The 24,803-nt window shown below is 67.1% G+C and carries 19 protein-coding genes; 11 read left to right on the forward strand and 8 right to left on the reverse strand.

Translation table 11 applies throughout. The features are described from left to right. Positions 1-119: 119 nt before the first annotated feature. Together gloA and ASE58_RS06745 are read left to right on the forward strand one after the other, a co-directional pair. Positions 120-641: a lactoylglutathione lyase gene (gene gloA / locus ASE58_RS06740; RefSeq protein WP_055819058.1), complete on the forward strand. Its 522-nt coding sequence runs from the start codon at positions 120-122 to the stop codon at positions 639-641. Next, positions 638-1,645, forward strand: a complete 1,008-nt coding sequence (locus tag ASE58_RS06745) for a zinc-dependent alcohol dehydrogenase family protein (protein WP_055819061.1) — start codon at positions 638-640, stop codon at positions 1,643-1,645. Before gloA ends, ASE58_RS06745 begins: the two co-directional genes overlap by 4 nt. 137 nt (positions 1,646-1,782) lie before the next feature. On the opposite strand, the gene ASE58_RS06750 is transcribed toward ASE58_RS06745, so the two are convergent. Next, a complete protein-coding gene (locus tag ASE58_RS06750) occupies positions 1,783-2,913 on the reverse strand; it encodes a Gfo/Idh/MocA family protein (protein ID WP_055819065.1) in 1,131 nt (376 codons plus the stop codon). A gap of 103 nt (positions 2,914-3,016) precedes the next feature. Between ASE58_RS06750 and ASE58_RS06755 the strand changes: the two genes are divergently transcribed. Both ASE58_RS06755 and ASE58_RS06760 read left to right on the forward strand, forming a co-directional pair. Continuing rightward, a complete protein-coding gene (locus ASE58_RS06755; protein ID WP_055819068.1) occupies positions 3,017-4,843 on the forward strand; it encodes a glycoside hydrolase family 15 protein in 1,827 nt (608 codons plus the stop codon). A gap of 88 nt (positions 4,844-4,931) precedes the next feature. Next, positions 4,932-5,735, forward strand: a complete 804-nt coding sequence (locus ASE58_RS06760; RefSeq protein ID WP_055819071.1) for an SDR family NAD(P)-dependent oxidoreductase — start codon at positions 4,932-4,934, stop codon at positions 5,733-5,735. A gap of 235 nt (positions 5,736-5,970) precedes the next feature. Here ASE58_RS06760 and ASE58_RS06765 read toward each other — a convergent pair whose 3' ends face one another. The 6 genes from ASE58_RS06765 to ASE58_RS06790 form a co-directional block, all read right to left on the reverse strand. After that, positions 5,971-6,606 carry a carbonic anhydrase gene (locus ASE58_RS06765; protein WP_055819074.1) on the reverse strand — a complete coding sequence of 212 codons (636 nt, stop codon included), beginning with the start codon at positions 6,604-6,606 and terminating at the stop codon, positions 5,971-5,973. Further along, positions 6,603-8,195, reverse strand: coding sequence for a SulP family inorganic anion transporter (locus ASE58_RS06770; RefSeq protein ID WP_055819077.1), 1,593 nt, complete (start codon positions 8,193-8,195; stop codon positions 6,603-6,605). Before ASE58_RS06770 ends, ASE58_RS06765 begins: the two co-directional genes overlap by 4 nt. Before the next feature lie 121 nt (positions 8,196-8,316). Beyond that, positions 8,317-9,012 carry a carbonic anhydrase gene (locus ASE58_RS06775; protein WP_055763126.1) on the reverse strand — a complete coding sequence of 232 codons (696 nt, stop codon included), beginning with the start codon at positions 9,010-9,012 and terminating at the stop codon, positions 8,317-8,319. A 99-nt stretch (positions 9,013-9,111) separates the two neighbouring features. Then, positions 9,112-10,449, reverse strand: coding sequence for an ATP-binding protein (locus ASE58_RS06780; protein ID WP_055819080.1), 1,338 nt, complete (start codon positions 10,447-10,449; stop codon positions 9,112-9,114). Continuing rightward, positions 10,446-11,156: a response regulator gene (locus ASE58_RS06785; RefSeq protein WP_055763130.1), complete on the reverse strand. Its 711-nt coding sequence runs from the start codon at positions 11,154-11,156 to the stop codon at positions 10,446-10,448. The genes ASE58_RS06780 and ASE58_RS06785 overlap by 4 nt, the downstream gene beginning before the upstream one ends. Positions 11,157-11,376: 220 nt before the next feature. Then, positions 11,377-13,149 carry a M14 family metallopeptidase gene (locus tag ASE58_RS06790; protein WP_055819083.1) on the reverse strand — a complete coding sequence of 591 codons (1,773 nt, stop codon included), beginning with the start codon at positions 13,147-13,149 and terminating at the stop codon, positions 11,377-11,379. Positions 13,150-13,429: 280 nt separating this feature from the next. On the opposite strand from ASE58_RS06790, the gene ASE58_RS06795 reads away from it, so the two are divergent. From ASE58_RS06795 to ASE58_RS06810, 4 genes are read left to right on the forward strand one after another with little or no spacing between them, the layout of a single operon-like run. After that, positions 13,430-14,968, forward strand: coding sequence for an MFS transporter (locus ASE58_RS06795; protein ID WP_235513522.1), 1,539 nt, complete (start codon positions 13,430-13,432; stop codon positions 14,966-14,968). Beyond that, positions 14,965-16,113, forward strand: coding sequence for an HlyD family secretion protein (locus ASE58_RS06800; protein ID WP_055819086.1), 1,149 nt, complete (start codon positions 14,965-14,967; stop codon positions 16,111-16,113). Before ASE58_RS06795 ends, ASE58_RS06800 begins: the two co-directional genes overlap by 4 nt. Further along, on the forward strand, positions 16,110-17,468 hold the full coding sequence (locus tag ASE58_RS06805) for an efflux transporter outer membrane subunit (protein ID WP_055819089.1): 1,359 nt from the start codon (positions 16,110-16,112) through the stop codon (positions 17,466-17,468). Before ASE58_RS06800 ends, ASE58_RS06805 begins: the two co-directional genes overlap by 4 nt. Further along, on the forward strand, positions 17,465-17,980 hold the full coding sequence (locus tag ASE58_RS06810) for a GNAT family N-acetyltransferase (protein WP_235513523.1): 516 nt from the start codon (positions 17,465-17,467) through the stop codon (positions 17,978-17,980). The genes ASE58_RS06805 and ASE58_RS06810 overlap by 4 nt, the downstream gene beginning before the upstream one ends. An 80-nt stretch (positions 17,981-18,060) precedes the next feature. On the opposite strand, the gene ASE58_RS06815 is transcribed toward ASE58_RS06810, so the two are convergent. Continuing rightward, positions 18,061-18,732 carry a TetR/AcrR family transcriptional regulator gene (locus ASE58_RS06815; protein ID WP_162233511.1) on the reverse strand — a complete coding sequence of 224 codons (672 nt, stop codon included), beginning with the start codon at positions 18,730-18,732 and terminating at the stop codon, positions 18,061-18,063. Positions 18,733-18,837: 105 nt separating this feature from the next. Between ASE58_RS06815 and ASE58_RS06820 the strand changes: the two genes are divergently transcribed. From ASE58_RS06820 to ASE58_RS06830, 3 genes are read left to right on the forward strand one after another with little or no spacing between them, the layout of a single operon-like run. Next, positions 18,838-20,049: an efflux RND transporter periplasmic adaptor subunit gene (locus ASE58_RS06820; protein ID WP_055819094.1), complete on the forward strand. Its 1,212-nt coding sequence runs from the start codon at positions 18,838-18,840 to the stop codon at positions 20,047-20,049. Between the two features lie 6 nt (positions 20,050-20,055). Then, positions 20,056-23,259 (forward strand): efflux RND transporter permease subunit, encoded by a 3,204-nt coding sequence (locus ASE58_RS06825; RefSeq protein ID WP_055819098.1) that lies wholly within the window; start codon positions 20,056-20,058, stop codon positions 23,257-23,259. 2 nt (positions 23,260-23,261) lie between these two features. Then, a complete protein-coding gene (locus tag ASE58_RS06830) occupies positions 23,262-24,725 on the forward strand; it encodes an efflux transporter outer membrane subunit (RefSeq protein ID WP_235513524.1) in 1,464 nt (487 codons plus the stop codon). Positions 24,726-24,803: the final 78 nt, after the last annotated feature.

Genomic DNA, 24,803 nt, shown 5'->3' on the forward strand with positions numbered 1-24,803 from the left:
ATGCATGGCATTGATCGTTGCGCGGGATACGATGCGCGTCAACCATAAGCGTCGGCGGTGGAGGCGGCGAAATCGGTTCCCGTGCGTTTGCGGCGGCGACCATTTTCGAGGAAATTGCGATGACCCGACCGACCGGCACCGAAGGCTTTACCCTGAACCAGACGATGCTGCGCGTGCGCGATCCCAGTGCCAGCCTGGCCTTCTATCAGGACGTGCTGGGCATGACGTTGTTGCAGAAGCTGGATTTCGAGGAGGCGGCGTTCTCGCTCTATTTCCTCGGCTTCCTGCGCGATGGCGAGCGCGTGCCCAGCGACCCGAAGGAGCGGGCGCGGTTCGTCTTCACCCGCGAAACCACGCTGGAGCTGACGCATAACTGGGGAACCGAGGACGACCCCGACTTTGCCGGCTATCACAGCGGCAACGACGACCCGCGCGGGTTCGGGCATATCGGCATCAGCGTGCCCGACGTGGCCAAGGCGTGTGCGCGGTTCGAGGAACTGGGCGTGACGTTTCGCAAGCGGCCGGACGAGGGGCGGATGAAGGACATCGCGTTCATCACCGATCCCGATGGCTATTGGATCGAAATCCTGTCGCCGAACGGCATGACGCAGGCGGTGACCGACGCGGGAGACGATGCATGAAGGCGGTGATCGTGCGCGCGCCCGGCGGGCTGGACCGGCTGGAGGTCGTCGAGCGCGCCGATCCGGGGCAGCCGGGGGCGGGCGAGATCCGCGTCGCGCTGCATGGCAGTTCGCTCAACTTCCACGACTATATCGTGGCGAGCGGCAAGTCGCCCACCGATGACGGCCGGGTGCCGATGGCCGATGGCGCCGGTATCGTCGAAGCGGTGGGCGAGGGTGTCACCGACTTCGCGGTCGGGGACAGCGTGGTGTCGTGCTTCTTCCCCGACTGGCAGGATGGCGGCCCGACCGTCGGCGATTTCAGCCGCACGCCGGGTGACGGGATCGACGGCTTTGCGCAGGAAATCGTCGTGTTGCCGGCAACCGCCTTTACGCTCGCGCCGACGGGCTGGGACGCGGTGGAGGCGGCGACGATCACCACTGCCGGCCTCACCGCATGGCGCGCGCTGGTGGTCGATGGCGGGTTGAAGGCCGGCGATCGGGTGCTGCTGCTCGGCACCGGCGGCGTGTCGATCTGGGCCTTGCAGATTGCCAAGGCGATGGGGGCGATGGTCGCCATCACCTCGTCCAGCGACGACAAACTGGCGCGGGCCAAGGCGTTGGGCGTGGACTTTACCGTCAATTATCGCCGCGATGCCGACTGGGGCACCACGGTCGCGACCTGGGCCGGGGGGCGCGGGGTGGACCATGTGGTCGAGGTCGGCGGGCCGGCGACGCTGGCGCAGTCGATCGCGGCGGTACGGGTCGGCGGGCACATCTCGCTGATCGGCGTGCTGACCGGCATGGGCGGCGAGGTGCCGACGGCGGCGCTGATGGCGAAGCAGGCGCGCTTGCAGGGTCTGATCGTCGGCAGCCGGCGCGAGCAGCAGGAATTCGTGGCGGCGCTGGATGCGACGGGCATCCGGCCGGTGGTGGATCGGCGGTTTGCGCTGGACGAATTGGCCGACGCGTTCCGGTTTCAGGAAGGCGGCGACCATTTCGGGAAGATCGGGGTGGAATGGTGAGGGTATCGTCTAGCCCTCACCCATAATCGCCGTACCCCCGCGCAGGCGGGGGTACGCCATCGCCGGGTGCCGGACGCGCAGATGCCGACGCCGTACCCCCGCGCAGGCGGGGGTACGGTTACCTTACCGGAACAGGTTCACTCCCCGCTGGGCGTCTTCGCCTTCACCGTTTCCGGCGGGGTGATCGGCGAGAGCGTCTGCTTCTGCGTCGCCGTATTGATCCGGCGGCGGCGGTCGAAGGGGGGCAGGTCGACGCGGCGGCCGGTCTTCAGCGCCTCGACGATCCCTTCGATCACGCGCAGGTCGGCAATGCCTTCCTCCGCATCGGGTTCGGGATCGTCGCCGTTGAGAATGCAGTCGGAGAAATACTTCATCTCGCCGCCGAACTGGTCGGTCGGCTTGAACTTTTCCTCACGCTTGTCGGTGCCGATCGTGATCGTCTGATGCTGGGTATCGCCATAGCCGAAGGCGGGGTCGATATGGATGCTGCCCTTAGTCCCGGCGATGGTCAGGTGATCGACATTGCCGGCATAATAGCTGACGGTGAAGCTCGCCAGCCGGTCGCCGGGCATCCGCAGCACGACCGCAAAGGTATCGTCGAGGTCGCCAAAACCCGCGCCTGCCTGCCGAGTCGCGACCGCCGATTCCACCGCGACCGGTTCCTCGCCGAACAGGTAGCGGATGGCGTTGATCGGGTACGGCCCCATGTCGAACAGTGGGCCCGCGACGATGCCGTGCTTGGCGCGGTGGTTGTCGGGGTCGAGCGACTGGCTGAACGTTGCCGAGAAGGTGACCAGATCGCCGAGCTTGCCGTCGCGCACCATCTCGATCGCCGACAGCGTGCCGGGTTCGAAATGCAGGCGGTACGCGGTCATCAGCTTCGCCGACGAAGCCGCCTGTGCCGCAGCAATCGCGCGACCCTGCTCGACAGAGATTTCCAGCGGCTTTTCGCACAGGACATGGATGCCGGCGGCCAGCGCCGGAATGGCGAACTCGGCATGGCGCCAGTTGGGCGTGCCGAGATAGATCGCGTCGATCGTGCCCGATGCCAGCAATTCGTGGAACTGGTCGTAGTTGTAGGTCGCGTCGACGCCGTACATTTCGGCCAGCGCCGCCGCCTTCTCCGCATCGCCGGTGACGATCGCGACCAGCTTGGAATTGCCGGTATGCTTGATACCCGGCAGCATCGAGCGCTGGGTAATGTCGCCCGCGCCGACGACGGCGTAGCGGACCTTCTTGCCTAGCCCGAAGGCGGACGCGATGCTCATGAAGCTTTTCTCCGTGGGGATGGGAATGGAGCGCCAACGCACGTTGCCGCGACAATCTCCCGCCAATCCGGACATTTGGCCCTTATCATGGGTTATCGCGTCCATGTTGTTCCGCTCCCGCGCCGCCGATCCCGCCCTGCTCCGCGATACGGAGGGCTATCTGCCGCTCGCCCGCTATGGCGCGCTGGGCGACGGGCGGGCGGTGGTGTTGTCGGGGGCGGACGGGTCGATCGACTGGTGGTGCGTGCCGAACATGGATTCGCCCGCGCTGTTCGACCGGCTGCTCGACGGGACGCTGGGCGGTTATTTCGCGATCACTCCGGTGGAGGCGTTCACCAGCGAGCAGCGCTACCGCGACGACAGCAACGTGCTGGAGACGATCTTCACCACCGCGAAGGGCCGCGCGAAGCTGACCGAAAGCCTCAACAGCGGCACGGCGGGGCGGTTGCCCTGGGCCGAACTGGCGCGGCGGGTCGAGGGGCTGGACGGGCATGTCGCCTTTGCCGTCACGCTGCGCTTCGGGCGGCGGGCGGATACGGTCAGCCCCTATTTCGCGCGTGCCGGAGGCCATGACGTGTTCCATGTCGGTGCGGTGCTGGGGCTGGTCCGGTGCAGCGACACGGTGATGATCGACCGGCAGGGCGATGACGGCATCGACGGGCGGATCGCCGTTGCACAGGGCGAGCGGGCGACGATCGCCATCGTCGCGGGTGCCGACGAGCCGCTGGTGGTGCCGCCGATCGAGGCGATCGACGCGCGGATCGACCTGTCCGACAAGGAATGGCGCGACTGGACGCAGGCGCTCGACTGGTCGGGGCAGTTGCACTGCGACGGGGCGCGGCGGGCACTGGCGATCCGCAGCGCATTGGCGCTCAAGCTGCTGCTCTATTCGCCGACCGGGGCGATCGTCGCCGCCGCCACGACCTCGCTGCCCGAGAAGATCGGGGGCCGCAAGAATTGGGACTATCGTTATGCCTGGATCCGCGACGCGGGCTACACGATCAAGGCGTTCCTGCGGATCGGCGCCCATGCCGAGGCGAAGGCGGGGTTCACCTGGCTGCTGAAGCGGCTGGGGCAGGGGGTGCCGAAGGTCTGCTACACGCTGGGCGGCGATCCGGTGTCGGAGGTGCGCGAGATCGACATTCCCGGCTATCGCGGGTCAAAGCCGGTGGTGACCGGCAATCTGGCGACGGACCAGCATCAGCACGGCATTTACGGCGATATCTTTGAGACCGCCGAGCGGTTCGTGGCGTGCGGCAACATCCTTGATGGTGAGAGTGCCGCAACCCTGTCGCATCTAGCCGATTTGTGCGCCGATCGCTGGCGACAAAAGGACGCCGGCATCTGGGAACTGGAGGAGGTGCAGCATTACACCATGTCCAAGATTAGTTGCTGGCAGGCGCTGCAACGTGCGGTCGAACTGGCCGATGCCGGGCAGATTCCGACGACCTGCCGCGACCGCTGGGCACGCGAGCGCGACCGGATCATGGACTGGATCGGCGAACATTGCTGGGACGAGCGGCGCGGGGCGTATCTCTGCTATCCCGGTGCCAAGGGGCTGGATGCGTCGCTGGCGCTGGCAGTGCGATTCCGCTTCGACGGGCAGGATCGGCTGGCGCGGACGCTGGACGCGATCGAGCGCGAGCTTGGCGCGGGCGCGTTCCATTATCGCTACACTGGCATGGAGCGCGAGGAAGGGTGTTTCCTCGCCTGCACCTTCTGGATGGTCGAGGCGCGGGCGATATTGGGGCAGCATGACCGGGCCGAGGCGGCGTTGGCGGCGGCGATGGACGCGCTGGCGCACGGCACCGGAATCCTGCCGGAGATGATCGATCCGCAGACCGGGGAGTATCTTGGCAATCTCCCGCAGGGGTTGAGCCATCTGGCACTGATCCAGGCGATCGCGACCCTGGGCGGGGCCGAGCTGTAGGGATGACGGCGAAGTGGCTGGACCACCTTCGGGCAGGGAACCGCTTGGGCTTTCAATAGCTTGATCCGCTTCCTTACAGGAGAGAGCCATGGATTACGGACTGGGCGGCGCGCTGGCGCTGGTGACGGGCGCGGATGGCGGCATGGGGCGCGAGGTGGCGCGGATGCTGTTGCAGGAGGGCGCGAAGGTCGCGATCAGCGACAGGGATGCGGAGTCTCTGGAACAGGTGCGCGCCGAACTGGCCGAATATGGTGATGTGGTGGCGATTGCCGCCGATGTGACCGACCTGTCGAGCGTGAAGGCGATGTTCGAACAGGTGCGCGGCAAATTGGGCGATCCGACAATCCTGGTCCACACTGCGGGCGTGACCGGGGCGACTGGTGATTTTCTGGAGGTGGACGATGCCGGATGGCAGTCGACGCTCGACATCAACCTGATGGGCGCGGTGCGGGTGACGCGCGAGGCGATCCCGGCGATGCGCAAGGGTGGCGGCGGCCGGATCGTGCTGATCGCATCCGAGGACGCGGTGCAGCCTTATGTCGATGAACTGGCATATTGCGCGTCGAAGGCCGGGGTGCTGAATTTGGCCAAGGGGCTGTCGAAGGCCTATGGCTGCGACAATGTGCTGGTGAACAGCGTGTCACCCGCGTTCATCGCGACGCCGATGACCGATGCGATGATGGACAAGCGCGCCGAGGAACAGGGCACCGATCGCGACGGCGCGATCCAGAGTTTCCTGAAGGAAGAGCGCCCCGGCATGACGCTGGGCCGGCGTGGCAAGGCCGAGGAAGTCGCGGCAGCGATCCTGTTCCTGGTGTCGAAGCCGGCGAGCTTCGTGAACGGCGCGAATTTGCGGGTGGATTCGGGGTCGGTGATGACGATGGCGGGGTAGGATTCCCGCCATGCGGTCTGCGTATTCCCGCGCAGGCGGGAATCCAGGGTTACGGGCGTCGGCGTTCGTGGCTCTGGACCCCCGCCTGCGCGGGGGTACGGTAGGTTTGTTGGGCGGGCCGCTCCCCCCTACACGTCACCCCGGACTTGATCCGGGGTCCCGCTTTCCTTAGAACGTAGAAAAAGAAGCGGGACCCCGGGTCAAGCCCGGGGTGACGTTTGCAGTAGGGGTAGGGTTAGACCAGCACCTTCTCCGGCTTCGCCACTTCCTCCAGCGGCGTCGTCGCGTCGATTTCCATCAACGGTTTCAGCAGCCCGTCGCGCAGGTCGTAGACCCAGCCATGGAGCTCCAGCGGCTGGCCGGCAGCAAACGCCCGCTGCACGATGTCGGTACGCGCCAGCTGGACCAGCTGGTCATGCACGTTCAGTTCGACCAGGCGGTTCGCGCGCTGATCCTCGGGCAGGGCGTCCAGTTCGTCGCGGTGGTTGTCGACGACGGTGCGCGCATTGGCGAGCCAGTCATGGACATGGCCATCGACCCCGCCCTGCAACGCCGCCTGGATGCCGCCACAGGCATAATGGCCGCACAGGATGATGTGGCCGACCTTCAGCACTTCGACCGCGAACTGCACGACCGACATCAGGTTCTGGTCGTTCGGATCGACCAGATTGGCGATGTTGCGGTGGATGAACATGCCGCCCGGTTCGGTATTGGTCAGCTGGTCCGGCGCGACGCGGCTGTCGGAACAGCCGATCCACAGGAATTCGGGCTGCTGGCCGGCGGTCTGCCGCGCGAAATAGTCGGGATTGTCCTCCAGCCGCTCGGCGGCCCATGCCTTGTTGGCGAGGAGCAGGTGCTTGTATTCCCTCATGCGTAGGCGACCTCCTTGCGCGGCGCCTTGATCTGCGGGGCGGTGCGGTCGGCGATGTCGCCGCGGACCAGCACGTTGATGCCGCGATATTGCGCGTTCTTGATGAAGCCGTTGATGATGTCGATATTATCCAGGTCGACATAGCTGGTGGCCGACAGGTCGATCACCACGGTGCAGTCGTCCGGCACCTTTTCCAGCTCGCGGGTCAGCTCGACCTTGTGGATGAAATACAGGTTGCGCTTGGCGCGGACCATGCAGCTGGCGCCTGGGCCTTCGCCGTCCTGCACGAACGTCACTGCCGGGCGGAAATTGCGGGCGATGACGAACACGAACCCGACGACCAGCCCGACGACGATGCCCTTGAGCAGATCGGTGAACAGGATCGCGGCGATGGTGACGACGAACGGCACGAACTGGGTCATGCCCTGCTTCCACCGCTTGGTGAACAATTCGGGCTTGGTCAGCTTGTAGCCGGTCTGGATCAGCACCGCGGCCAGCGCCGACAGCGGGATCAGGTTGAGCAGGAACGGGATCAGCAGCACGCTGAGCAGCAGCCAGGTGCCGTGCAGGATCGTCGACATCTTCGACGCGGCGTTCGAATCGACGTTGGCCGACGACCGCACGATGACCGACGTGACCGGCAGGCCGCCGATCAGCCCGGAGATGATGTTGCCGCCGCCCTGCGCCAGCAGCTCGTGATTCTTGTTGGTCACCCGGCGCTTGGGATCGAGTTCATCGACCGCCTTCACCGACAGCAGCGATTCGAGGCTGGCGACGATGGTGAGGGTCACCGCCACGGTCCACACGGTCGCATTGCCGATCTGGCCGAAGTCGGGAAGGCTGAACAGCTTCACAAAGCCTCCCAGGCCATCGGCGATCGGCACGCTGACCAGATGGGTCGGCTTTACCTGGATCGACGGGGCGATCGCGCCGAACAGCGCGTTCATCGCGACCGATCCGGCAACGACGACCAGCGGGCCGGGGACGAAGCGCAAGGGGCCGTCCTTGGGCTTGTTCTTGTCCCACCAGAACAGGAACGCGATGCTGATCGCCGCAATGATCGCCGCCCCCCACACGACCTGTTCGCGCAGCACGAACAGGATGGTGTTGAAGGTGTTGAGGCCATCGCCCTGATTGAACTGGAAATCGCCCGCCGGATCGCCGTCATAACCGATGGCGTGCGGCACCTGCTTCAGGATCAGGATCAGGCCGATCGCCGCCAGCATGCCGGTGATGACCGACGAGGGCACGAATTCGCCCAGCACGCCCGAGCGCGAGAACGACAGCAGGATCTGCATGCAGCCCGCGAGGAATACGGCGAGCAGGAACGCCTCGAAGCTCGGCAGCTTGGTGATCGCGTCGAGCACGATCACGGTCAGGCCGGCGGCAGGGCCGCTGACCGACAGTGGTGATTTGCTCAAGGAACCGACGACGATGCCGCCGACGATCCCGGCGATCAGCCCGGAAAAAAGCGGGGCGCCCGATGCCAGCGCGACGCCGAGGCACAGCGGCAGGGCGACCAGCGCGACCACGATCGAGGCGGGAAGATCCTGTCGTAGATTGGCGATCAGGGAAGGTTGCGACGACATACGGTCGATAGCCTTTGAAAAGGGTGCGCCGGACGTGCTTGGGGGAAGCACGCCCGGCGCGGAACCCACGGTCGGCGAGACGGGGGAGGGAAGAATCGCCCCGCCAACCCGCAGGAACTGGTTATTCGGCGGCCTCGGCCGTCACGAAATCCGCGGCAAGGCGCTTGGCGGCGGGCAGCGCCACCGGCAGCGGACGATCCGAATTGATCGGCGCGAACCGGCCGGTCGTGCCGTCCAGCGCCAGGATGGTGCCGGCATGGATGTCGACGAACCAGCCGTGCAGCGTCAGCTCACCCTTGGCGATGCGCGACGCGACCGCCGGATGGGTGCGCAGGTGCGAAATCTGGACCACGACGTTTTCCAGGCTGGCGGCACGCACCGCCGCGGCATCGTCGAGGTCAGGATAGCTGTTTTCGACCACCGAATGCGCGGCATGGCTATGGCGCAGCCACGCAGCGACGCTGGGCAGGCCGTCGAGGGTTTCCGGCTTCATCAGCGCGCCCATCGCGCCGCAGCCCGAATGGCCCGACACGATGATGTCGCTGACGCCGAGCACGGCGACGGCATATTCGACCGTCGAGGTCGTGCCGCCATTCTGCTGGGTGAAGGGGGGGACAATGTTACCGGCGTTGCGGATGACGAACACGTCGCCCGGCTTCGCCTGCAGGATATGTTCGGGGACGACGCGCGAATCCGAGCAGGAGATCATCAGGACCTTCGGGCTTTGCCCGTCCGTCGCCAGCTTCGAATACAGGTCGGCATCGCTGCCGAACACATCCTTTTCAAAGCCGAATACCCGGCCGATCACGTCGTTCATCGTCTTCCCTCCAAACCGTGACGGCGGCGCCAAGGCCACCGGTTCGTAGAAATGATATAAACGACGCAATCTTGCTGCGTTCGACGGCCGTGTAACGAATTATTGCCGCGCTGCAAAAGGCGCGGGCAGTACGATCGCGGCGCACAACCCGCCGGCATCGCGGTTGCGCAGTTCCAGCCGGCCGCCCTCCGCCTCCACCGCGCGCTGCACGATCGACAGACCGAGACCGAAGCCCACTGTGTCGCGTTTGCGCGCGGTGTCGAGCCGGACGAACGGTTCGAGCACGTCGCCCAGCGATTCGTCGGGAATGCCGGGGCCGTCATCCTCGATCCGGATCACGGTCGCGCCCTGTTCGATGGCGAGGGTCAGGGTGGCGCCGCCGCCATAATGGATCGCGTTCTCGACCAGATTGGTGACGGCGCGGCGAAAGCTGGAGCGGCGCACGGCACGTTCGAAATGGTCGGGCCCGACATAGGTCGCGGCATGGCCATGGTCGGCGGCATCGTCGACGATGCTGGCGCACAGCACCGCGATATCGACCAGCACCGCGCGCTCCGGCTCGCTTTCCCCACCCAGAAAGGCGAGGAGCGAGGTCACCATCGCCTCCATTTCGGCCAGGTCGTTCTGCACGGTATCGCGCAGGTCGCGGTCGGGGATGGCGTCGGTGCGCAGCCTGAGCCGGGCGAGCGGGGTGCGCAGGTCGTGGCCGACTGCGGCGAGCGCGCGGGTGCGTTCGTCGATCAGCCGGTGGATACGCGCCTGCAGCCCGTTGAACGCGACGACGAGGCGACGGACTTCGCTGGGGCCTGCTTCCTCGATCGTCGGCAGGGTCGATCCACCGCCCGGCCCAAAGCGATCGACCGCATCGGCCAGCTGGCGCATCGGCCGGAGCGTACGGCGGACCAGCAACCCGCCGACCACCATCAGCGCGATGGCCGGGATCAGCGCCAGCAGGATGCGCCCGATCGCGAGGTCGAAGGCGCGCAGCGGTTCGAGCGTGCGGAAGTACAGCCAGCTGCCATCCTCCAGCTGCAATGCGCCGCTGACCACCGATCGCCGCCCCTGACCGATCAGCGTCAGGTGCAGGCCGGTGGGGGCAAGGCTCGGCTCCCACGCGAGGATCTGCTGCTCCATCTCGCGCAGTTCGGTGCCGCTGGCGGGCAGTTCGGGCGCGGAGCTGCGCCATTGCACGGCATAGCGTTCGGTGGTCAGCTCGGTCGCCATGCCGGCGCGCTGGTCGACCGGGCGCTCCTCGACGATGCGCCTCGCGATGACGAGATGTTCGGCGAGGCGGCGGGCTTCGTCGTCGCGCACCGAAAACTGGCTGGCGCGTTCGTATAGCAGCACCGACACGCCGAATTCGAGGACGATCGTCAGCAGCAGGATCGCAACGATCCGCCCGATCAGCCCGACCGGGAGCGCCCGGAACCGCTTCAACGGCGTTCGACCGGCACGTTCAGCATATAGCCGACGCCGCGCACGGTGACGATCGGCGGGGTGCCGCCGGCGGTCGACAGCTTGCGACGCAACCGGCTGATGAGCACGTCGATGCTGCGATCCGAACTGTCGCCCAGCCGCGTGCGCGACAATTCGATCAGCCGTTCGCGCGCGATCACCCGCTGCGCATGGTCGAGCAGCACGACCAGCAGGTCGAACTCGGCGCCGGTCAGGTCGACCTGCGCGCCGGTGGGCGAGGTCAGCTCGCGCCGGGGCACGTTCGCGGTCCACCCTTCGAAGCTGTAGATGCCCTCCTCGCGCTGCGCCGCCTGCGCGTTCAGCTCACCCCGGCGCAGCACGGCGCGGACACGGGCGATCAGCTCGCGCGTACCGAACGGCTTGGGCAGATAATCGTCGGCACCCAGTTCGAGGCCGATGACGCGGTCGACCTCGCTCCCCTTCGCCGACACGAAGATGATCGGCACCGCGCTGTTCTGACGAATCTGGCGGCACAGGTCGATGCCGCTGGTGCCCGGCAGCATGATGTCGAGCAGGATCAGGTCGACCGGCCCCTGTTCCAGCGCCAGCCACATTTCAGGCGCGGCCGAACAGGTGCGGACGTGATAGCCGTTTTCCTGCAACGCGCGGGCAGTCAGCGTGCGCAGCGCGGGATCGTCCTCGACGACGATGATCGAAGGGGCGGTCATGGGGTCAGGCTCTCCATCACATTCTTCTGGGGCATCGAACACGTTGTGTCCGACAGGCCCGGTTCGTCATTCCCGCGCAGGCGGGAATCCATATGCGCGACCGCTTCGGCTCTTTCCGCGATCGTTGCGTCTATGGATCCCCGCCTGCGCGGGGATGACGATGGTCGGCGCACAGGGTTCGTTCAATTTGGCCGGAATGTCCACCGCACCCGGCATCCGGTCAATTCACGTCGCGCCCGACCGGGTACAGCAGGTAGCGTTGGTCGTAATAGGGCGTGCGGGCATAGAACCATTGCAGCCGCGCGGTCGGATCGGCGGCGAAGGCCGGGTCGGCGGCGACCTTTGCATCGAATGCCGCCTTCAGCTGCGGATCGCTCGCCAGCATCCGGTCGGCGAGCGGGGCGATCGCATAGCCTTCGATATATTCGGTTCGCTGGAGCATTTCAGGCGCCATGTTCCACGCCAGCACGCCGTCCTCGCTCTCGGGTTCGAGCAGGAACGCGGCGAGCAGGCCCAGCGGCTGGTCGGCGGGCACGCGCACCGACCCGGCGGGCATGGTTTCGCGGCGGCGTTCGTGGACGATCGTCGCGTCCAGCGGGATATGGCCTTCGTTCGCATTGCCAAGCTTCGGATCGGTTGCGCGCGCCATGTCGAGGTCGAGCGTGCGCGGGGCGGTGATCGGTTCGACCGTCACGCCGTGCAGCTTCAGCAGGTCGATGACATGGGGCAGGGTGGCGGGCACCCACCATGCTTTGGGCAGGGTAACGGTCTTGTCGGGATTGCTGCCATAGACCGGCATCTTGAACGTCACCGGTTTGGACAGCCAGCGCAGTTCGTCGCGGCCCGAGGCGGGGGAGCGATAGGTGTCGTGCGCCAGACCCAGGAAATCGACACGGTAGATCGGCTCCGGCGTCTGCTTCCACGATGTGACGACGCTGGTCGGGCGTGATGCGCGGTCGGCGTCGATCGCGGCGCGCAGTTCCGCAGCACGCTCGCCCGCCAGCCGCAGCGATTCCTCGACGAAGACATAGGTGCCCAGCACCCGCTGGCGATAGGGTTTCAGCGAATGCGTTTCGACCAGCACGGTCGGGATATGCGCGATATCGCCATAGCCGGTCGAGAAACGCGGCGTGTCGACGTCCTGCGTCATGCCCTTTTCCGGCGCGCGGTTGTCGAGCGTGCTGACATAATAGCCGGGGACGTGCCCGTTCCGCTTCAGTGCGGCATCCATCGCCGGGCGCAGCCGCGTGTCGAGGAACCGGCCGATCGCCGCCGAGCGTGCATAATAGCCCCGCCAGCCGGAAAAGGCGTAGGTCACGTCGTAGCGATGGTCGATGCCGTCGGTGACGTGCAGGTCGAGATAGAGGATCGGATTTACCCGGCGGATCAGGCCGATCATCGCCTGCGTCTCCGGCGCGTCCGCCTTCAGGTAATCGCGGTTGAGGTTCAAATTCTGCGCGGTGGTGCGCCAGCCCATGTCCTTGGGGCCCCGCTGGTTCGGGCGGTTGAACGGCGACGATCGCTCATGCCCGTCGACATTGTAGATCGGCACGAACACCAGATCGACCCGATCGAGCAGCCGGTCCTTGCCGTGTAGCGCGATGTCGCGCAGCAGCATCAACCCGGCATCCTTGCCCTCGATCTCACCCGAATGGATGCCGGCCTGGACCAGCAGGACGGGCTTCGGCGTCGTGCCCTTATGCGCGCGGACGGCATAGAGGTCGCGACCCTGCGGGCTTTTGCCGAACGTCTCGATCGACAGCAGCGGCGATGCGGCGACCAGCCGGTCGATCCACGCGTGGGTCGCGGCATAATCGGGGGTGGTGACGAAGCCGCTCGCCTCCGCCGGGGTGATCCACGGGTCGTTCGGTTTCGCAACCAGCTTCTCGCTGGCGCCGTGCCACGGCCGAACCGGGGGCAGCGGGGCTTCGAGCGGTGTCTGGGCGGTGGCGGTCGAGGCGAGGAGCGCGGCGGAGAGGATCAGGATACGCATGGTGCGATGGTAGCGGATGTTACCGGGGACGCCAGCGGAAGCGTTGCAGCGGCGCTTGTGGCGTGACGGCAACTATCCCGGCATATCCATTCCTCACCCGGAACGATCCGCTTCGTAACAAGTTATTGCTGGACCAATATCCCCATATGGAGCCACGGCGATCGCCCCGGCGTATGAATTCAAGCCGCATGAGCGGCCGTTCCTGCCCGGATCCCCCGCGACGCCCGACCATCCGTTCGGGCGGCGGGTCGGCTATTTCGCGATCGGTATCCTGCTGGGCGTGACCGGCGGGTTCAACAACGGCCTGCTGATCGCGAACCTGCCGCAGATTCAAGGGTCGCTGGGGCTGACGCCGGTCGAGGGCGGGTGGCTGACCGCGATCTATTCGATGACCAGCGTGTGCATGTCGATGCTGCTCATCAAGTTCCGCCAGCAATTTGGCATGCAGCGCTTCACCCGCGTCTTCCTGGTCGCCTTCCTGATCCTGAACGTGCTGCAGCTGGTCGTGCACAGCTACGGCGTGCAGCTGATGGTGCGCGGCGCGTCGGGTGTCGTCGCCAGCGCGCTGACGACGTTGTGCTTCCTGTATATCATGCAGGCACTGCCCGCTGCCGCGCGATTGTCCGGAATGATTATCGGGTTCGGCGCGTCGCAGGTCGCGTTGCCGCTGGCGCGTACGCTGTCGCCGCTGCTGCTGGCCGATGGCCGGATTGAGGCACTGTTCTGGTTCGAGCTGGGGCTGACGCTGATGTGCCTCGGCTCGGTCGCGCTGCTGCGCCTGCCGCCGTCGGAGCGGACTCCGGCGTTCGAGAAGATCGATTTCCTGACCTTTGCGCTGCTGGCGCCCGGCGTCGCGTTGCTTTGCGCAGTGCTGGTGCAGGGGCGTATCCAATGGTGGTCGACGCCGTGGCTCGGATACGCGCTGGCCGCCGCCGTCCCGCTGATCGGTGGGGCGCTGCTGATCGAGCACAACCGTGCCAACCCGCTGCTCAACACGCGCTGGATGCTGGGGCGCAACATCATCCGGTTCGCGATCGTCGCGGCCAGCCTGCGCATCCTGTTGTCCGAACAGACTTTTGGCACGGTCGGGCTGCTGACCGTGGTCGGCATGGGGAACGACCAGCTGGTGACGCTCAGCCTCGTCATGACGCTGGCGTCGATCGTCGGGGTCGTCGTCAGCCTAAAGACGCTGAACATGCAGGACCTCTACAAGCCCGTGGTGATCGCCGTCGCGCTGATCGGGATCGGCGCGTGGATGGATTCGGATTCGACCAACCTGACCCGACCGTCGAGCCTGTATCTGAGCCAGGGCATCATCGCCTTTGCCGCGCTCTATTTCCTGGGGCCGATGATCATGATCGGCATTTTCCGCGCATTGGCGCGGGGGCCGAGTCACATCATCAGCTTTTCGGCGATCTTCAGCATTTCGCAGACGATGGGCGGCCTTGCCGGTACCGCGCTGCTGGGGTCGTTCCAGATCGTGCGCGAGAAATATCACGCGTTCGAACTGACCCAGAGCCTGACCGCCACCGACCCGCAGGTGGTGCAGCGCATCCAGCAGCTGGGCGGCGCCTATGCCCGCGTGCTGGGCGATGCCACGCTGCGACAGGCGTCGGGCGCGGGGCTGCTGGGGCAGCAGGTGACGCGCGAGGCCAATATCCTTGCCTATAACGATGTGTTCCTTGGCGTCGCCGTGCTGTCGGCGGCGATGGTGGTGTGGCTGGGCGCGCTGTGGCTGCGCTACCGCCTGAAGGGCGTGAACCCGCTGGCCGGCGATCTCGCCGCCGTGCAGCAGATGCGACAGAAGCAGATGTCATGACCGATACCCAACTTTCCCGAGACGAAGCAGAACGGCTGGCCGATCCGGTCGAGGTGCCGCAGGAACCGACCCGCGCACGGGGCTGGGCACCGCCGCGCGGCGGGTTGAAATCGACGATCGGCTTCGTCGCGCTGCTGCTGGGCGGCGTCGCACTGGCGCTGTACGCCTGGGGGCTGTGGCCGTTCGGCAGCGCGATCCAGGCGACCGACAACGCCTATGTTCGCGGACAGACGACGATCATCGCGCCGCAGGTAAACGGCTATGTCACGGAGGTGCTGGTCCGCGACTTTCAGGATGTGAAGGGCGGGCAGGTGCTGGCCCGGATCGATGACCGCATCTATCGCCAGCGGGTCGAACAGGCGCGCGCCCAGCTGGCGGCGCAACAGGCGAACCTCGCCAATTCGCAGCAGAGCCAGCGCTCCAGCGAGGCAAGCCTCGGCGGGCAGGACGCGGCGGTGCAGAATGCACGGGCGCAGCTGGCCCGCGCGCAGGCCGACATGGCGCGCGTCAACGATCTGGTCCGCGAGGGATCGGTGTCGCTGCGCGAACGCGACCAGACGCTGGCGGCGTTGCGCGCAGCAGAGGCCGGCGTGGCACAGGCACAGGCGCAGCGTAGCGTCGCGCAGGAACAGGTACGCACGGTGACGGTCGGACGCGGCGGGCTGAACGCGGCGGTCGAGAATGCGAAGGCCGCGGTACGGCTGGCCGAGATCGACCTTGCCAACACGGTCATCCGCGCGCCGCAGGACGGGCGGCTGGGCGAGGTCGGGGTGCGGCTGGGCCAATATGTTACGGCCGGCACGCAGATGATGTTCCTGGTGCCGCCGACCGTCTGGGTCACCGCCAATTTCAAGGAAGCGCAGACCGCGCGGATGGCGCAGGGACAGCCCGCGACGATCCGCGTCGACGCGCTCGACCGTGCCGAACTGCACGGGCGGGTCGAGCGGATCGCACCCGCCGCCGCCAACGAGTTCGCCGTGATCCGGGCGGACAATGCGACGGGCAATTTCGTGAAGGTCGCGCAGCGTATTCCGGTGCGGATCGCGATCGACCGGAATGATCCGCTGTTCCAGCGGCTGCGGCCGGGCATGTCGGTCGAGGCGCGGGTCGACACGCGGGGCGGCGCTTCGCCGGCGGCGCGATGAAGCGGGTCCTCCTCCTGTCGGTCGCGGTGCTGGGGGCCTGTACCCCGGCGAAGCGGCCGCGCCCCGAGGCGGCGAGCGTCACCCCGCCGACGGCATGGCGCACGACGTTGCCCGGCACCGCGCCTGTCGCGGCAAGCTGGTGGGAGGCGTTCGGCGATCCCGAACTCACGCGGCTGGTCACGGCGGCGCTGGCCAACAATCCCGACATCGCCGTCGCGGTCGCGCGGGTGGCGGAGGCACGGGCGGCGGAGCGGGTCGCACGGGCGGCGCGCTTTCCCACGCTCGACGCCGGGGTCGGGCTGATCGAGCAGCGCGCGCTCAACGCTTTCGGCACGGCCAGCACCGGTACCTCGCTGCAACCGGTGTTCCAATCGGCCTATGAAGTCGACCTGTTCGGGCGGATCGGCAACACGATCGATGCCGCGCGGCTGACCGGCGATGCCGCCGCCGCCGCCGCCGATACCGCGCGACTGTCGGTCGCGGCGGCCACCGCCAGCGGTTACGTGACGCTGCGTGGGCTGGACGCGCGGATCGAGACGGTGCGCGCCACCATCGCCTCGCGCGGGGAGGCACTGCGCATCGCCCGGTCGCGCGCCGAGGCGGGCTATACCTCGCAGCTCGAATTGCGGCAGGCGGAGGCGGAATATGCCGCCGTGACCCAGACGCTGCCACAGCTGGAGTTGCTGGCGCGGCGGCAGGAGAACGCGTTGTCGCTGCTGACCGGCACGCCGCCACGTGCCATCGCGCGCGGGCGGGCGCTCACGGCGCTGGTGCCACCGCCGATCCCGGCCGGCTTGCCGAGCGACCTGCTGCGCCGCCGCCCCGATATCGCGCAGGCCGAGGCGACATTGGCGGCAAGCGATGCGTCGCTGGCAGCCGCACGCGCGCAGTTCCTGCCGCAGCTGCGCCTGACCGGATCGACCGGCGAGGTATTGTCGAGCGCCTTGCCCAATCCGGTCGGCATCTGGTCGATCGGGGCGAGCGTGCTGGCGCCGCTGTTCCGGGGCGGGCAGCTGCGCGGCAATTATGACGGCGCGACCGCGCGGCGCGACCAGGCGGCGTTCGCCTATCAACGCAGCGTGCTGACCGCGTTCCGCGAGGTCGAGGACGCGCTGGCCGGGGTCGACCGGCTGGCGGCGCAGCGGCGCGCGCTGGAGACGCAGCGGACGGCGACCGCAGAGGCGCTGCGCCACGCGACCAACCGCTATCGCGCCGGCTACAGCCCCTATCTGGAGCAGCTGGATGCGCAGCGGGCATTGTTCAGCGCCGAATTGTCGCTGGAACAGACCCGCGCCGACCAGCTGAACGCGCTGGTCGCGCTGTATCAGGCGATGGGCGGGGGCTGGGGCCGGTGATCCGGCCCGCGACCGCGGCGGATATCCCCGCGCTGCACGCGCTGGTCGAATCGGCGTTTCGCGGCGACAGTGCACGGGGCGGGTGGACGCATGAGGCGGACCTGCTGGGCGGGCAGCGCACCGACCCGGCGGCACTGGCCGATGCGATGGCCGACCCCGACCATGCGATCCTGATCGCGTTCGATGGGGTTATGGCGATCGGCTGTGTCGAGGTAAAGCGTGCCGGAACGGGACGGTCGGCCTTGGGCCTGTTGTCGGTACGGCCCGATCGACAGGCGGAAGGGCTGGGGCGGCGACTCGTTGCGGCGGCGGAGGACCATGCGCGGGCGCATCACGGCGCAACTCGGATGGAGATGACGGTCATCGCCGCGCGTGCCGAACTGATCGCATGGTATGAGCGCCAGGGTTATCGCCGCACCGGAGAAACCCGGCCTTTTCCGATGGATGATCCCCGGTTCGGCCTGCCGCGCGTGCCGTTGTCGTTCATTGTGCTGGATCGGAGCATCGCGTGATCGCCGCCGATGCGACAAGCCCCGCCCGAGGGTTCGGACGGGGCCTGCGACGACCGCGCAAGGGAGTGCGCGAGGTAACTCTATCGCGGCGTCACAAATCCGCAACGGTTGTTTTCGAAGATCGGGTCCGGTCCCGGTGCGATCAGCGCATCGACATGCGCGTCGAGAACGGCGATCAGGCGGCGAAAGGTCGCGGCCTCTTCGAAATCCGGGTCGCCGATCCGGCGATACAGTACGCCGGCGCCCATCGTCAGGATCATGTCGCACAGCCGCGACCGCTCTTCCGCCTGCGAATCGTCCGGCGCAAGCGCGACCAGCACCCGCATCAATGCGCCCGATACGCTGCGGTTGATGGAGTGCGCGATGACCCGGATGCGATCGTTGCGCGCGGCCTCCGCCATGATCTCGGCGAACAGCGGATCGGGTTCGCCGTCGCTGCCGCAGCGCAGGAACTCGCGCAGCCATTCGCGCAGCACGGGAATGTCGCGGGTCTGGATGGCGCGGGTCATGTCCTGGTCGTTCAGGAAGATGGCGAGGTCGCTTTCGACGATCGCGGCGACGATCGCCTCCTTGTCGGCGAAATCGCGATAGATCTGCCCAACCTTGATTCCCGACTCGGCAGCGAGCTGCGCGACTCCGGTGCCGTGGAACCCCTGTTCGGCGAACAGCCGCCGGGCCACGCTGACCAGTTGTTCGCGCCGGGCCGCCGCCCGGCCGGCCCGACCTGCCTCTCCGCACTGCAACAAATTCACTTCCAGTTCACCTATACCCTCTTGCCACGTCTGCCCTGGCAGCGTACCCGCCCCAAAGTGTGAGTGATCGATCACTCACGTTTAGCACATCCGTCGAGGACGTTCATGAAAAATCGCATGGCCCCACTGGCACTGGCGCTCCTTCTCTCGGCTTGCGGGAGCGGTGGCGAGTCGCAACAGCAGCAGCAGGCGCCACAGGGACCACCGCAGGTCGGTTTCGTGACCGTCCAGCCGCAGCCGGTGACGCTGACCACCGAACTGCCCGGCCGCACCGCCGCCTATGAGACGTCGGACGTCCGGCCGCAGGTCAATGGGCTGATCCTGGCGCGCCTGTTCCAGGAAGGCGATTATGTGCGGCAGGGCCAGCCGCTCTATCGCATCGATCCCTCGCCCTATCAGGCGACGGTCGCCAGCGCGCGTGCGGCACTGGCCCGCGCGCAGGCGTCGATCACCTCGACCCGCAACCTTGCGCGCCGCTATGGCGAGCTGGTCAAGATCAACGCGATCAGCCGGCAGGAATATGAAAATGCGGTGACCACTGCGCAGCAGGCCGAGGCGGATATCGCTGCCCAGCGCGCGGCATTGCGGCAGGCGCAGATCGACCTGTCGCGCACGACGATCACCGCGCCGATTTCGGGCCGGATCGGCCGGTCGGTGTTCACCACGGGCGCACTGGTATCGGCGGCGCAGACGAACGCGCTGGTCACGATCCAGCGGCTCGACCCGATGTATGTCGATATCCAGCAGTCGAGCGCCGACCTGCTCAAGCTGCGGCAGCAGATCATGGACGGGGACCTGTCGCGCGGCGGCAATGCCGCGCGCGTCCGGCTGAAGCTGGAGGATGGCAGCACCTATCCGATGGAAGGTACGCTGAAGTTCACCGACGTGACCGTCGATCCGGCGACCGGCACGCAGGTGATCCGCGCCGTCTTCTCCAACCCGCGCGGGCTGTTGCTGCCGGGCATGTATGTCCGCGCCGAACTGGTCGAGGGTACGAAGTCCAACGGCATTCTGGTGCCGCAGCGCGCGGTGACGCGCGATCCGAAGGGGGCGGCGACCGTCCTCGTCATTGGTGCCGATGGCAAGCTGGCCCCGCGTCCGCTCCAGACGCAGCGCACCGTGGGCGATGCGTGGCTGGTGACCGGCGGACTGAACCCCGGCGACAAGATCGTCGTGGAGGGCGCGCAGATGTTGCAGCCGGGTACCCCGGTCAAGGGCTATCCGTGGAAGCCGCAGGCGGCCGGGCAGGCAGGGGGGCAGGCACCGCAGGGTGCCGCCCCGGCCGGTGCCGGCGGCCCGCAGGCACAGGCAAAGTAACCGCCCATGTCACGCTATTTCATCGACCGGCCCATCTTCGCATGGGTCATCGCCATCGTGATGATGCTGGCCGGCGCCATCGCGATCCGCAGCCTGCCGATCGCGCAGTTCCCCGAAATCGCGCCGCCGGCCGTCGCGATCACTGCCATCTATCCGGGTGCCGATGCCGAGACGCTGGAGCGCACGACGACCCAGATCATCGAGCAGCAGCTCAAGGGCATCGATAACCTGCGCTATTTCTCGTCCTCGTCTTCCTCGGCCGGGACGGTGACGATCACGCTGACCTTCGAACAGGGCACCGATCCCGACATCGCGCAGGTGCAGGTCCAGAACAAGCTGCAGGCGGCGACCCCGCTGTTGCCGCAGGAGGTCCAGCGCCAGGGGATTCAGGTTACCAAGTCCGCCGCCAGCTTCCTGCTGGTCGTCGGTCTCGTGTCGACCGACGGATCGCACAGCAACAACGACCTGTCCGACATGGTCGTGTCGCAGTTTCAGGACCCGATCAGCCGCGTATCGGGCGTGGGCGAATTGCAGGTGTTCGGCGCGCAATATGCGATGCGTATCTGGGTCGATCCGATCAAGCTGAACAGCTACCAGCTGACCGTCGGCGACGTGACGTCGGCCGTGCAGGCGCAGAACGCGCAGGTATCCGCCGGGCAGATCGGCGCGTTGCCGGCGCCCAAGGAGCAGATGCTGAACGCCACGGTCAGCGTCCAGTCGCGCCTGCAAACTCCTGAACAATTCGCCAATATCCGCCTGAAGACCAATGCCGATGGCGCGGTCGTCCGGCTGGGTGATGTCGCGCGGGTCGAGCTGGGCGCGGAGAATTACGGCTTCGACGTGCAGTATAACGGCAAGCCCGCCTCGGGCTTCGGCGTGCGCCTTGCCGCCGGTGCCAACGCGCTCGACACGGTGAAGCTGGTCAAGCAGCGCGCCGAGGAGATCGGCCGCGGCCTGCCCGGCGACGTGAAGGTCATCTATCCGTACGACACCACGCCGTTCGTCCGCCTGTCGGTCGAACAGGTCATCCACACGCTGATCGAGGCGGTCGTCCTCGTCTTCCTCGTCATGTTCCTGTTCCTCCAGAACTGGCGCGCGACGATCATCCCGACCATCGCAGTGCCGGTGGTGCTGCTCGGCACTTTCGCGGTCATGGCGGTCGCCGGGTTCACCATCAACACGCTGACGCTGTTCGGCATGGTGCTGGCGATCGGGTTGCTGGTCGATGACGCGATCGTCGTCGTCGAAAACGTCGAACGTCTGATCCAGACCGAGGGGCTGAGCCCGAAGGAAGCCGCGCGCAAGTCGATGGACGAGATCACCAGCGCGCTGGTGGGCATCGGCCTCGTCCTGTCGGCGGTGTTCCTGCCGATGGCGTTCTTCGGCGGGTCGACCGGGGTCATCTATCGCCAGTTCTCGATCACGATCGTCTCGGCGATGGTGTTGTCGGTGCTGGTCGCGCTGATCCTGACGCCTGCGCTGTGCGCGACGATCCTGAAGCCGCACGACCCGCACAAGCATGAGCAGGGCAACGGCCCGCTTGCGCGCTTCTTCCGCTGGTTCAACGACCGGTTCGAACGCGGTCAGCACAAATATGAAGGCGGCGTCCGGCGCACCACGCGCAGCTGGAAGCGGTCGATGCTCGTCTATCTGCTGATCGTGGCGGGCATGGTGCTGGTGTTCGTGCGCCTTCCCTCGGGCTTCCTGCCTGACGAGGATCAGGGCACGGTGCTAGCGCTGGTGCAGGGGCCGGCGGGTGCGACAAGCAGCCGGACCGAAAAGGGCCTGAACCTGGTCCGCGACCATTTCCTGAAGCAGGAATCGGGCAACGTCGCCGGGGTCTTCACCATCAACGGCTTCAGCTTCGCGGGACAGGGGCAGAATGCCGGTCTGGTCTTCGTCAACCTGAAGCCGTGGGAAGAGCGCAGCGGTGCCGACAACAAGGCGCAGGCGATCGTCGGCCGGGCGATGGGCGCGTTCAGCCAGTATAAGGATGGGCTGATCTTCGCACTGGTCCCGCCCGCCGTGCAGGAACTGGGCAATGCGACCGGCTTCGACGTGCAGCTGGTCGATACCGGCGGCATCGGCCACGAACGGCTGGTGCAGGCGCGCAACATGATGCTGGGCATGGCGGCGCAGGACCCGCGCGTGGCGCAGGTCCGTCCGCTCAGCCTGGAGGATGCGCCGCAGCTGAAGGTCAAGATCGACGAGGACAAGGCGCGTGCCCTCGGGCTCGACCTGGCCGACGTCAACTCGACGATCGCGACCGCATGGGGTGGCGGCTACATCAACGACTTCATCGATCGCGGTCGGGTGAAGCGCGTGTATGTGCAGGCCGACGCGCCCTATCGCCTTGCGCCGGAGGATGTCGGCGACCTGTATGTCCGTAACGCCACCGGACAGATGGTGCCCTTCACCGCCTTCTCGACCCTCGAATGGGCCAACGCCCCCGTTTCGCTGACCCGCTATAACGGGCAGTCGGCGATGCAGCTGCAGGGGTCGCCGGGACCGGGGCTCAGCACGGGCGCGGCGATGCAGGCGATGGAGGAAATCCATGCCAAGCTGCCGCCGGGCACCGCGCTCGAATGGACCGGGCTGTCGTTCGAGGAACGGCTATCGGGCGGGCAGGCGCCGGCGCTGTACGGGCTGTCGCTGCTAATCGTGTTCCTGTGCCTTGCCGCGCTGTACGAAAGCTGGTCGGTGCCGATTTCGGTGCTGCTGGTCGTGCCGCTGGGCATTCTGGGCGCGCTGCTGGCGGCGTGGCTGACCGGGCTGAACAACGACATCTACCTGCAGGTCGGCCTCATCACGACCATCGGCGTGTCGGCGAAGAACGCGATCCTGATCGTGGAGTTCGCCGAGGAACGGATGGCCGATGGGATGAACGCGGTCGATGCGGCGGTGGAGGCGGCGCGGTTGCGGTTGCGCCCGATCCTGATGACGTCGCTCGCCTTCGTCTTCGGCGTGCTGCCGCTGGCGATCAGCACCGGGGCCGGTGCCGGCGGTCAGAACGCGATCGGCCGGGCGGTGGTCGGCGGCATGTTGTCGGCGACGATCCTCGCGATCTTCTTCGTACCGATGTTCTTCGTCGTCGTGCTCCGCCTGTTCGGGCACGGCGGCAAGGACACCCCTGCCGACACGCGGGACCATGACCGCCAAGACGGCAACCGCTCCACCCACGGCGACGAACCCGCGCCGCAGGGAGCATGACCATGAGCAAGAACGCCATGACGCTGCGTAACCTGACCCTCCTGATCGCCACCACCGCGCTGGCAGGGTGCAATCTCGCGCCCAAGAATGTGCGGCCGGAGGGGGCGATCCCGCTCACCCTGCCGCAAGGCGGGCCCTATCCGGTGCAGGGGGCCGAACAGGCCGATGTGACCCGGATCGGCTATCGCGATTTCTTCGTCGATCCGCGATTGCAGACGGTGATCGCGACCGCGCTGGAGAATAATCGCGATTACCGGGTCACGGCGGCCAATGTGCTGGCCGCCCGCGCGCAATACCGCGTGACCCGCGCCAACCAGGTGCCGACGACGTCCGCCAATGGCGGCGTCACCTACACCAACAACCCGTTCGGCGCGCTGGGTGGTGCCGGCGGGGCAGGGGGTGCCGGCGGCGCGGGCGGTGTGCCCGCGCAAACCGGCAACCTCGAAATTTATCAGGCCTCCGTCGGGTTCTCGGCGTTCGAGCTCGACCTGTTCGGGCGGGTGCGCAATCTCAGCCAGGCCGCGCTCCAGGAATATTTCGCGACCGAGGAGGCCCAGCGCGCCGCGCGGATTTCCCTGGTCGGCGAAGTGGCCACCGCATGGCTGACGATGGCGGCGGATCAGGACCAGCTGCGCCTGTCGCGCGAGACGCTGACCAGTTTCGGCCGCACGCTGGAGCTGACCCGTGCGCAGTTCCGGGTCGGCGTCATTTCGGAACTCGAAGTGCAGCAGGCGGAAACCAGCTATCAGCAGGCGCGCAACGACATCGCCGCGCTGACCGCGCAGATCGCGCAGGATCAGAATGCGATCAACCTGCTGGCAGGTACGACGGTCCCGCTCGACCAGCTGCCGACCGAGTTGGGCGATCGCGACCCGATCCTGTCGAACCTGCCGACCGGGGTGTCGTCGACGGTGCTGCTGCGCCGGCCGGACGTGCTGCAGGCCGAACGTCGCCTCTATGCCGCCAACGCCAATATCGGTGCGGCGCGGGCGGCGCTGTTCCCGACCATCTCGCTGACCGCGACGCTGGGGACGATCAGCACCGCGCTGGGCGGGCTTTTCGGATCGGGCACGCAGCAATTCTCGATCGCGCCCGCCGCCACCCTGCCGCTGTTCGACGGCGGCCAGCGGCGCGGCAATGTCGAGGTCGCGCGCGCGCAGCAGTTGGCGGCGGTCGCCACTTATGAAGGCACGCTGCAGACCGCGTTCAAGGAAGTGGCCGATGCGCTGGCGACGCGCGGCACCATCGACGAACAGCTGTCGGCACAGACGGCCAAGGCGCGCTCGGCGGCTACGGCACAGCGCCTGTCGGACGCGCGCTATCGTGCGGGCATCGATTCCTTCCTCAACACGCTTGACGCCCAGCGGACCAGCTACACCGCGCGACAGGCGCTGGTGCAGACCCGGCTGGCCCGTGCGTCCAACCTGGTGACGCTGTACCGGACGCTGGGCGGCGGGCTGAACTAGCCGCCGTCAGCCGATCCTGTCCGAACGCGGCCCTTGCGTCTGGACAGGATCGGCATATGCTCTCCTGCATAACCATAA

It is taken from the genome of Sphingomonas sp. Leaf9, from assembly GCF_001421355.1.
Taxonomy (GTDB): domain Bacteria; phylum Pseudomonadota; class Alphaproteobacteria; order Sphingomonadales; family Sphingomonadaceae; genus Sphingomonas.

Excerpts from the sequence above, each read along its gene's own strand:
- ASE58_RS06745 (WP_055819061.1), top strand. The coding sequence starts at position 638 with ATGAAGGCGGTGATCGTGCGCGCGCCCGGCGGGCTGGACCGGCTGGAG.
- ASE58_RS06775 (WP_055763126.1), bottom strand. The coding sequence starts at position 9,012 with ATGAACGACGTGATCGGCCGGGTATTCGGCTTTGAAAAGGATGTGTTC.
- ASE58_RS06760 (WP_055819071.1), top strand. The coding sequence starts at position 4,932 with ATGGATTACGGACTGGGCGGCGCGCTGGCGCTGGTGACGGGCGCGGAT.
- ASE58_RS06765 (WP_055819074.1), bottom strand. The coding sequence starts at position 6,606 with ATGAGGGAATACAAGCACCTGCTCCTCGCCAACAAGGCATGGGCCGCC.
- ASE58_RS06750 (WP_055819065.1), bottom strand. The coding sequence starts at position 2,913 with ATGAGCATCGCGTCCGCCTTCGGGCTAGGCAAGAAGGTCCGCTACGCC.
- gloA (WP_055819058.1), top strand. The coding sequence starts at position 120 with ATGACCCGACCGACCGGCACCGAAGGCTTTACCCTGAACCAGACGATG.
- ASE58_RS06800 (WP_055819086.1), top strand. The coding sequence starts at position 14,965 with ATGACCGATACCCAACTTTCCCGAGACGAAGCAGAACGGCTGGCCGAT.
- ASE58_RS06830 (WP_235513524.1), top strand. The coding sequence starts at position 23,262 with ATGAGCAAGAACGCCATGACGCTGCGTAACCTGACCCTCCTGATCGCC.
- ASE58_RS06825 (WP_055819098.1), top strand. The coding sequence starts at position 20,056 with ATGTCACGCTATTTCATCGACCGGCCCATCTTCGCATGGGTCATCGCC.
- ASE58_RS06805 (WP_055819089.1), top strand. The coding sequence starts at position 16,110 with ATGAAGCGGGTCCTCCTCCTGTCGGTCGCGGTGCTGGGGGCCTGTACC.
- ASE58_RS06770 (WP_055819077.1), bottom strand. The coding sequence starts at position 8,195 with ATGTCGTCGCAACCTTCCCTGATCGCCAATCTACGACAGGATCTTCCC.
- ASE58_RS06820 (WP_055819094.1), top strand. The coding sequence starts at position 18,838 with ATGAAAAATCGCATGGCCCCACTGGCACTGGCGCTCCTTCTCTCGGCT.
- ASE58_RS06785 (WP_055763130.1), bottom strand. The coding sequence starts at position 11,156 with ATGACCGCCCCTTCGATCATCGTCGTCGAGGACGATCCCGCGCTGCGC.
- ASE58_RS06790 (WP_055819083.1), bottom strand. The coding sequence starts at position 13,149 with ATGCGTATCCTGATCCTCTCCGCCGCGCTCCTCGCCTCGACCGCCACC.
- ASE58_RS06755 (WP_055819068.1), top strand. The coding sequence starts at position 3,017 with ATGTTGTTCCGCTCCCGCGCCGCCGATCCCGCCCTGCTCCGCGATACG.